Genomic DNA, 8,791 nt, shown 5'->3' on the forward strand with positions numbered 1-8,791 from the left:
TGTACGACAACAGGTCAACTGAGCGAAATCGGCGCCTGAGAGACTGCTGTCCTGCTTTGGAATTGTGCAACAAGGCCATTGAAATTAATAAATCATTAAAAATCATATAAATGAGTAGTTATATTGGTTGCAGTAAAGTGTGATTGATACCGTTTGTGATACCACTTGCGTTCCATTACAGGTTGAAGACGCAGCTCAATAGACTAGGAACCGGCAGACCCATCCAGATCAGGATGGAAGGGAACTATGGTTCCGTCAGCCAAGACCGCCCTGTACTCGTCCTGCTTAAACGCGGGATCTTCTACAGGTTTGCAATAAAGCACTCGGTACGAATCACCCACCTCTGCTTTGAGCAGGCGGGTCAGTTGCAGGCCGCGTGCGTGAAAGGCAGCCCAATCCCAGTGGTCGGGGTCAAGCGCATGACTGCTATACATGGTTTCATTAAATTCACGTGCCCAAGGAGCAAACATTCCCCAGAGCTCTTCCGATATGGGGTCATCTTCGCAGTATCCATCGCCCTCGCACATGCAGTCGTTCACATAGCCTGGTTCATCTGGTGACTCTTTGAGCCACAGAAACGGTGCTCCTCCGTAGTCCACCATCACGGTAAGGACAGGGATAAAAGCAGGGTGGTCGGTCATCACTTGGTCTCCTTGGCATCACGTAGCAATAGGCTGGTGCTTGCGCCGTACAATGCCTGGTAGTTGTCTATCCCTGCCACCACTGTTATGGTCCCTTTACCAAGGGCAATGCTTGCAATTGGGGTTCCGGTGGCGGGTCGGCCGGTTCGTAGTTCCAGTAGCGTAATCCTGTCAGCGCCCTCGACCCGTCCTATTTCCTAAGCTGCGCCCCCATCCACCAGCACTCTTTAAATGACCCCTCACACAATCCAGGTGTTATGCCATGGCCCCATGTAGGTCACTGTGGCAAGATAACTATCAGTTTTATCTGACTCTGGCTAGCCCATGAAAGAAACCCTGCCCAGCTATGAAGCCATGATGCCAGTCGTGCTCAAGGTACTGGCCGATGGTGTCTCCCGCCCTCTACGTGAAGTGTTCGAGCTGGTTTGCCAGCACTATGCCTTTACCCCCGAGCAGTTGTCCGAAAGGCTGCCAAGTGGCCGTCAAACGAAGGTACGTAGCCGAGTAGGCTGGGCTAAGACCTATCTGGTCAAAGCTGGCCTCATCGAACAACCCAAGCGGGGCATCTGCCTTATCACCGAACGGGGCATGGCGGCGCTGGCATCGGGTCAGGCTATCGACAACCAATATCTGTCCCAGTTCGAGGAATTTGCGGCCTTTACATCCAGCGAAAGTGCAGAAGTCGATGATCCTGTCCCGACCAAGGGGAAGCCTCGCTTGGCGATAACAGAGTCGAATCCGGTTCAAACCCCGCAAGAGCAAATAGATCAGGCGCTGGCCGCTATCAACCGCTCTCTTGCCGATGACTTGCTGGCCGAGATCCTGAGCCAATCTCCCCGCTTCTTTGAGACGCTGGTGGTCGATCTGATGGTCGCCATGGGCTATGGCGGCAGTCAGCAGGATGCAGCCCAGACCACGCGCTACAGCAGCGATGGCGGTATCGACGGCATCATCAAGGAGGACCGGCTCGGTCTCGATTCTATCTATTTGCAGGCCAAGCGTTACACCGATACCACCGTCGGTCGCCCAGAAATCCAGGCTTTCTCTGGGGCACTGGATTTGCACAAGGCCCGCAAGGGGGTCTTTATCACGACCTCCCGCTTTAGCAGTGGGGCACAGGAATATGTGGGGCAGATCGAGAAACGCATCGTGCTGATCGATGGCCCGCGCCTCGCCGCCCTTATGATCGAATATGGTGTCGGCGTCACCACCCGCGAGACCCTGACTATCAAGACCCTGGATTCGGATTACTTTCTGGAAGATTGACGACCATGCCCAACAAGTCACTGAACTTCGAAATGCTGCGCCGCAAATGGCCCGAGATAGCCGATCTGGGGGCGATGGCGGAGAGATATGTCTACGACGACCCAGAGACTTCACTGGTAAAACTGCGCAACATGGTCGAGTTGATCGTGCGTTGGATTTATCGGGAAGAGCGTTTGCCCCAAGGCTATCGACCCAACCTGTTCGATCTCATCAAGGACGATGTATTTGTCGACCTGATGCCAAAGCCCATTCACGGGAAACTCGATATCCTGCGCCAATACGGCAACAAAGCCGCTCACGGCGAGAAGTGCGAGCAGAAGCACTCGGTCTGGCTGCTCAAAGAGGGGTGGCTGATCGCCGCCTGGCTCTATATCCGCTACGACAACGGCAATCAGCAGGAATGTGGCAGTTTCACCCAGCCAGCGCAGCAACCCGTTGAAATTACAACGGATGCGTTGAAGAAAAAGGCACATGAGCTGGAAAAAGCCTGTGCCGCCCTCAAGGCTGCCGAAGAGCGTGAGATCGCTATTCTACGTGACCTGCAGCAAGCCAAAGAGCAGACCGACGAGCTCAAGGCCCGCCTCGCACAGTCCCGCCAGAAGAACCAAGATGCGGTCAGCCTGCTCGACATGAACGAGGCTGAGACACGCCGCCGCCTGATCGATGCCCGTCTGCTCGATGCCAACTGGGACATCTCAGACGATGGCACCGACACGGCGCAAGTCAGTCAGGAAGAGGCCACCCTCAAGCAGCCCACCAAGACCGGTAAGGGGCGTGCTGACTATGTGTTGTGGGATGACAACCACCAGCCGCTGGCGGTGATCGAGGCCAAGAGCACCCAGGTGGATGCCGAAGCCGGGCGCCAACAGGCCAAGCTCTATGCCGACTGGCTGGAGGAGAAATACGGTCAGCGCCCGGTCATCTTCTACACCAACGGCTATGACATCTTTATTTGGGATGATCATCCCGCCCACGGCTACCCGCCGCGCCGCCTGTTCGGCTTCTACAGCAAGGCGAGCCTGCAACACCTGATCCAGCAGCGCACCAGCAAGAAGGATCTGCTGCAAACCGATATCGATACTAGCATCGCCGGGGGCGGCACTCGCCTCTATCAGTTGGAGTCCATCCGCCGCGTGGCGGAGTCGTTCAGCAATAAGAAGCGCAGCGCCCTGATCGTGCAGGCCACCGGCACCGGCAAGACCCGGGTCTCTATCGCCCTGACCAAGCTGCTGCTCGATGCCCGCTGGGTGAAGCGGGTACTCTTTCTGTGCGACCGCAAGGAGCTGCGCAAGCAAGCCCGCAACGCCTTCAACGAATTTATCAGCGACCCTCTCTGCGTGGTCGGCTCCAGTGACAAGGCGACCCAGCAGACCGCCCGCATCTTTATCGCCACCTATCCAGGCATGCTCAATATCATGGAGCAGTTCGATGTGGGCTATTTCGATCTCATCGTGGCCGATGAATCCCACCGCTCCATCTACAACGTCTACGGGGACCTGTTCAAATACTTTGACTGCCTGCAAGTGGGCCTGACCGCGACGCCAGTCGAGATGGTTAGCCGCTCCACCTGCCAGCTATTCGGTTGTGACTACAAGATGCCCACCGCCGAATACTCGCTAGAGAAGGCCATCGAAGATGATCACCTTGTACCTTACGAGGTGGTGACTCACACCACCAAATTCCTGCGCGAGGGGATCAAACGCGACAACCTGACCGATGAGCAAGTAGCTCAACTGGAAGATGACGGCATCGACCCCAACGAGCTCGATTTCGATGCCCAGAGTATCGACAAGGCCATCTACAACAAACCGACCAATGCCGCCATCATGCGCAACCTGATGGAGAACGGCATCAAGGACAAGGATGGCCAGTTGCCGGGCAAGACCATTGTCTTCGCCCGCAACCACCAGCATGCCCTCTTGCTGCAAGAGGTGTTCGATGACCAATACCCCCAGTTTGCGGGTAAGTTCTGCCAGGTGATCGACAACTATGACCCCCGTGCCGAGCAGCTAATCGACGACTTCAAGGGCGATGGCAAAAACCACGACCTCACCATCGCTATCTCGGTGGATATGCTCGATACAGGCATCGACGTGCCCGAAGTGGTCAATCTGGTGTTTGCCAAGCCGCTGCGATCCAAGGTGAAGTTCTGGCAGATGATCGGGCGCGGCACCCGGCTGTGCAAAGATCTGTTCGGGCCGGGTAAGCACAAGGAGAAGTTCCGCATCTTCGATCACTGGGGTGTGTTCGACTATTTCGAGCAGGAGCCCGAAGAGGTGGAACCTACCACCAGCAAATCCCTGGCCCAGCAGCGCTTCGAGGCCTGGTTGCAGCTTGGCCGCAGCGCCCAGAAAAAGTTTGCCAAGGATGTGCTCGACAAGGTCGCCATGCAGATAAGGAGTCAGCTCGATGCGCTGGATGACAGGTCCATCTCGGTACAGGAGCACTGGAAGGAGAAGGCCCGTCTCAGCGATCCCAAGCTGTTGCGCCAGTTCTCACCGGCTACCCAGCAGGCGCTGCACGACATGGCGCCCCTGATGCAGTGGCTCGACGTGCGCGGGCAGGGCGATGCCATTCGCTTCGATCTCGACATTATCGCCGCCCAGCAAGCGCTCCATGACAACCCGGAGCAGTTGATGCAGAGCTACCACAAGGTGGCTGAAAAGGTGGATCTGCTGCCGCCTCACCTCGCTCATGTGCAGCAACACGGCGAACTGATCAATCAGTTGCGCGAGCTGCTCTGGTGGCAGCAGGCCGATTTCGATCAGCTGGAACATGCTCGCATCACCCTGCGTGACATCATGCATCTGATGGAGAAAACGCCCACCCCGCCGAACTCGCCGCTGGTCACCAACATCAAGGAAGACGAGGCGGACTATCAGACCGGTCAGCGCAAGACCAACATCAAATCGGTGGATTTCAAGCTCTACCGCAAGCAGGTGCAGGGTGTGCTGGAGCCGCTGTTTAACAGCAATCCTGTGCTGCAAAAGATCCGTTGTGGCCAGCCGGTGGCCGACCACGAGCTGGACGAACTGCGCAAGCTGGTGCTGGTGCAAAACCCCAACGTCGATATCAAGGTGCTGACCGACTTCTACCCCGAGGCCAGCGCTGGGCTCGACAAGATCCTGCGTACCCTGGTGGGGATGGATGGAGAGGCGGTAGCCGAGCGTTTCACAGCTTTCGCCGCCGAGCATCGTCTCAGTGCCGTTCAGATGCGCTTCCTCGATCTGCTGAAAAACCATATCCGCACCTTCGGCACCATCGAGATGAAGCAACTGTTCGAGCAGCCCTTCACCTCGGTCAACAGTCAGGGGGTGAGCGGGGTCTTCCCCGATATGGCTCAGGTGATGGCGCTCAAGTCCATCGTCGACGGTTTTACCGTTAACACCGGCAAGGCAGCCCTGTAATCGCCTGAAGTAGGCAAGGGATAACCCGCCCCGTCCTGGATAAAATCGCGGTACAATCCAGCCATTCACGGCCCGCCCTGCGCGGGCCCCTTTTTCGGTGCGTTCCTTACCTATGAAGGAGCGCCCGCACACAACGAGACATTAATGATCACTGGCGCACTGAAAACGAAAATCGACAACCTGTGGGAAGCGTTCTGGGTCGGCGGCATCACCAACCCGCTGACCGTGATCGAGCAGATCACCTTCCTGATGTACTCCCGTATGCTCGACATGCAGGAGAGCAAGGACGAGCAGCGGGAGATGCTGGCGGGCATTCCTTTCAAACACCGCTTTGCCGAGTTCGAGCAGGACTATCGCTTCTCCCGCTATGCCAATCTGGGGGCGGATGAGATGCTGGAGACGGTGCGCGACGGCGTGTTCGATCACTTCCGCAGCCTCAACCACGAGGGCTCCATCCTCAGCCACTTCATGAAGAATGCCCGGCTGGAGATCATCAACCCGAGACTGCTGGTCAGCGCGGTGGAGATGATCAAATCCCTGCCCATTGATCAGGGCGATACCAAGGGCGATCTCTACGAATACCTGCTCTCCAAGCTCACCACCGCCGGGATCAACGGCCAGTTCCGTACCCCGCGCCACCTCATTCGCGCCATGATCGAAATGATGGAACCCAACCCCGCCCGCCATGAACGCATCTGCGATCCGGCCTGCGGCACGGCGGGCTTCCTCTCCAACAGCTATGAATACATCGCCGAGCGCTACACCAGTGCCGACAACGTCCACAGCCAGGTCGTTGCCAACGAACGCGGCGAGCTGGAAGAGCAAAAAGTCTTCGCCGGGGATCTGCTCGCCGACTATCGCCACCACGTCGATACCGACATGTTCCACGGCTACGACTTCGACGCCACCATGCTGCGTATCGCTGCCATGAATCTCATCATGCACGGGGTCGAGCAGCCCGATATCCACTATCAAGACACCCTGAGCCAGGGCTTTCGCGATCACTTCCCGAACGCCAGCAACGAAGGCTTTCACCTGATCCTCGCCAACCCGCCGTTTACCGGCACACTGGACGAGGAGGACATCGACCCCAAACTGACTGCCAGGGTCAAGACCAAGAAGACCGAGCTGCTGTTTATCGTCCGTATCCTGCAAATGCTCAAGATCGGCGGGCGCAGTGCCACCGTCGTGCCGCAGGGGGTACTGTTCGGCTCATCCAAGGCCCATGTGCAACTACGCGAGCTGCTGGTGGAGCACAACCAGTTGGAGGCGGTGATCAACCTCCCCTCCGGCGTCTTCAAGCCCTATGCCGGGGTCGCCACCGCTATTCTGATCTTTACCAAGGGCGGCGCTACCAGCAATGTCTGGTTCTACGATCTGCAAAACGACGGCTACAGCTTGGATGACAAGCGCAACCCGATAGCCGCCAACGATCTGCCCCATCTGGTCTCAAGCTGGCAGCACTACCGCAAACAGGCTCATATGCCGGTCGGCAACTTTATCGGCCACCAGCTCAGCCGCCAGCTCGCCGAGCAGTTCCCCAACAACGAGCACCTCAAAGACGAGGGAGGCGTTGAGCGGGATTACCAAGACCGCACCCAGCAAGCCTTTATCGTGCCCAAGGCCGAGATAGCCGCCCAGAAATACGATCTCTCCATCAACCGCTATAAAAAGGTGGTCTATCAGGAGGAGAGCTATGAAGATCCCAAGGTGATTTTGGGAAAATTAAAGGCATTGGAAGCAGACATTCTGGCGGATCTTAATGAGCTGGAGAAAATGCTATGACGTGGCCGATGGTGAAATTGGGAGAAATATTTAAAATTACATCTGGTGGTACACCGTCAAGATCTAAGCGTGAATATTATGAGAACGGGAGTATCGCTTGGATTAAAACAGGTGATTTGCACAATAAATTTATAACCCATGCATCAGAGTTCATTACTGAAGCCGGATTACAAAGCTCATCAACTCGAATTTACCCTAAAAACACCATCCTGGTTGCGATGTATGGAGCAACTATTGGCGCATGCTCAATTCTTAAAATTGAAGCGTGCACTAACCAAGCATGTGCTGCATTCACACCAAATGAGAAAGTCGACACATTATTTTTATATTACTTATTAAAATATAGTCAGCCAAAATTTATCAACGCTGGCGCCGGAGGTGCTCAGCCTAACATTTCCGCGACTTTTTTAAAGAATTTTGAAATTCCTCTCCCCCCGCTCGATGAGCAAAAACGTATTGCCGCGATTCTGGATAAGGCCGACGCCATCCGCCAGAAGCGCCAGCAAGCCATCACCCTAGCCGATGACTTTCTGCGCAGCGTCTTCCTCGATATGTTTGGCGATCCTGTTACCAACCCAAAGGGGTGGGATGAAGTGATATTGAAAGATATTGCAGACATTCGATCTGGAGTAACTAAAGGGAAAATAGTCAAAGACGATGATGCGATAACACTGCCTTACATGCGAGTAGCGAATGTTCAAGATGGTTATCTTGATTTGTCATCAATACAAGAAATTACTGTCTCACAAAAAGATGCTAAAAAAAGCATGCTGCAAATAGGCGATATTTTGCTCACCGAAGGAGGCGATCCAGATAAGCTGGGAAGAGGCCATGTCTGGAATGGAGAGATAGAAAACTGCATCCATCAAAATCATATTTTTTCTGTCAGAGTAATGGACAGAGATTATGTAAGGCCAAGTTTCCTTAGTTCCGTAATATCATCTCCACGGGGAAAAAAGTATTTTTTAAAAGTAGGTAAGCAGACCACAGGCATTGCTACGATTAACAAAACTGTATTGAGTGAATTTTTACCATTCATTCCTCCATTGGAAATGCAAGACAAGTATCTTGGGATAATGAAGAAGGTAAAGGAAATGCCAATGTATAGTGAATGTGATTATATGAAACTATTTAGCTCACTTTCCCAAAAAGCCTTCTCCGGCCAATTATAAAATTAAGGGAGGTCATAGACCTCCCCATTAAGCCATTCCTAATACCGTTTTCACTTTATCCCTAAATTGGCGACTAAACAGGGTGTGGTCGCCAGTTTCATGGCGTATCCGTCCGGCGATGATGCAGGGTGAAATCGACAGCGTTTGCGCCAGTGCGGTAACGGCGGCCGGAGTCGTCAATGCCATCGCAGGCCAGTTGCTCGCCGGGATCAGGCTCTCTTGGGCCAGCGCATCAGCCTGCTGTTCAATCTCATCATTACCCTCTGCATCCAGATCATCCAGATACCAGGTCTGATTGCCGTCCATATGCAACGCGATATGCGCCAACTCATGGAGCAGGGTGAACCAGAAGTTATCCAATCTGTCGTAGCGCAGGGTTAACGCCACTACGGGGGCGCCGTTGTACCCGACGCAAACCGCGCCATCCAGATAGGTCTTGGGCAGATCCGACATTCCGCACCTGATTTAGGAATAAATTTGCCGATAGCGCTCACCCAATACCTCCAAAATGATCTGCTGG

6 protein-coding genes are annotated in these 8,791 nt (G+C 54.7%); 4 read left to right on the forward strand and 2 right to left on the reverse strand.

The annotated features are described in order from the left end of the window. Nucleotides 1-203 precede the first annotated feature (203 nt). On the reverse strand, nt 204-641 hold the full coding sequence (locus tag OKC30_RS18360) for a hypothetical protein (protein WP_266140079.1): 438 nt from the start codon (nt 639-641) through the stop codon (nt 204-206). 324 nt (nt 642-965) lie between these two features. On the opposite strand from OKC30_RS18360, the gene OKC30_RS18365 reads away from it, so the two are divergent. The 4 genes from OKC30_RS18365 to OKC30_RS18380 all read left to right on the forward strand — a co-directional run bounded on the left by OKC30_RS18365 (nt 966) and on the right by OKC30_RS18380 (nt 8,271). Beyond that, nucleotides 966-1,907 carry a restriction endonuclease gene (locus OKC30_RS18365; protein WP_266140078.1) on the forward strand — a complete coding sequence of 314 codons (942 nt, stop codon included), beginning with the start codon at nt 966-968 and terminating at the stop codon, nt 1,905-1,907. A 5-nt stretch (nt 1,908-1,912) separates the two neighbouring features. Next, nucleotides 1,913-5,314, forward strand: coding sequence for a DEAD/DEAH box helicase family protein (locus tag OKC30_RS18370; protein ID WP_270666831.1), 3,402 nt, complete (start codon nt 1,913-1,915; stop codon nt 5,312-5,314). Between the two features lie 144 nt (nt 5,315-5,458). Next, nucleotides 5,459-7,099, forward strand: coding sequence for a type I restriction-modification system subunit M (locus tag OKC30_RS18375; RefSeq protein WP_270666830.1), 1,641 nt, complete (start codon nt 5,459-5,461; stop codon nt 7,097-7,099). Continuing rightward, nucleotides 7,096-8,271 (forward strand): restriction endonuclease subunit S, encoded by a 1,176-nt coding sequence (locus OKC30_RS18380; RefSeq protein ID WP_270666829.1) that lies wholly within the window; start codon nt 7,096-7,098, stop codon nt 8,269-8,271. The genes OKC30_RS18375 and OKC30_RS18380 overlap by 4 nt, the downstream gene beginning before the upstream one ends. Nucleotides 8,272-8,298: 27 nt before the next feature. Here the strand turns inward: OKC30_RS18380 and OKC30_RS18385 are convergent, their stop codons facing one another. Further along, a complete protein-coding gene (locus OKC30_RS18385) occupies nt 8,299-8,724 on the reverse strand; it encodes an ImmA/IrrE family metallo-endopeptidase (RefSeq protein WP_270809731.1) in 426 nt (141 codons plus the stop codon). Between the last annotated feature and the right edge of the window lie 67 nt (nt 8,725-8,791).

The organism is Aeromonas sp. QDB18 (genome assembly GCF_027705325.1).
Lineage (GTDB): Bacteria > Pseudomonadota > Gammaproteobacteria > Enterobacterales > Aeromonadaceae > Aeromonas > Aeromonas caviae.